We start from the raw sequence: 724 nt of genomic DNA on the forward strand, positions 1-724 counted from the left end.
CACCAGTAAATAACGCCCGTAGCGGACAACTTCAGGCATTGGCTGATAAATATCCGGTGAAACCGGTTGAACATTGCGTGTCAATGTGACGGAAGACAAACTATTTTGGGAAGGCTGAGGGAGCGGTTGTTCTGCGGGAGTCGTGCATCCCGTCAGTATGACCGCCATTAAGCCGATTAACACCGTTATTTTCATACCAAATAGGTTCCTGCTCAGTCGTAAAATCATCCTGACTATGCCGGGAACCTTGTGGTTTATTCAATGAACAACTCAACTGTGTTTGCTGAAAATAAAAATGGCGTAACAGGACATAACGGATAATCCCTGAGTCGGTATTATCGTATTACATGCCATGGGTGATAACGGCACATTATTCAGCCATCGATTTACGCGCTTTTCGCTCAAGCAAATTACCCTGGCGATCAAAGTAGCGGCTGGGCCAGATTTCAGACGGAGCCACCTCCAGCGCGGTGGCAATAATATATTCGCCTTTCGGCCATGGGCGGGACAGGGCGTTTGCCAGTGTAGAAGAGCTGAGTCCCGATTCGCGGGATAAAGCGGCGAGTGTGGTACCACGCTTGCGTAATGCACAAATAATTTCGGCTGGGTGCCAGTCTGGTTGAGTGTGAGTCATAACCTGCTTCCCCTTCTGTTGATTATTGGTGGTAGTTCAGACAGGGATTCTCAGGTACCGGGAACTATCCACCGGCGAGGCCGAAGCCTC

Annotated in this window: 1 protein-coding gene and 1 pseudogene; both read right to left on the reverse strand. The window is 49.6% G+C overall.

All coding sequences use genetic code 11. The features are described 5' to 3' along the window. Window positions 1–195 (reverse strand): annotated as a pseudogene (locus AAC147_RS08340) (pilus assembly protein PilL); the annotation flags it as partial. Window positions 196–370: 175 nt separating this feature from the next. Next, a complete protein-coding gene (locus AAC147_RS08345) occupies window positions 371–634 on the reverse strand; it encodes a helix-turn-helix domain-containing protein (protein ID WP_047686309.1) in 264 nt (87 codons plus the stop codon). Between the last annotated feature and the right edge of the window lie 90 nt (window positions 635–724).

Source organism: Xenorhabdus sp. NBAII XenSa04, assembly GCF_963866145.1.
Lineage (GTDB): Bacteria > Pseudomonadota > Gammaproteobacteria > Enterobacterales > Enterobacteriaceae > Xenorhabdus > Xenorhabdus indica.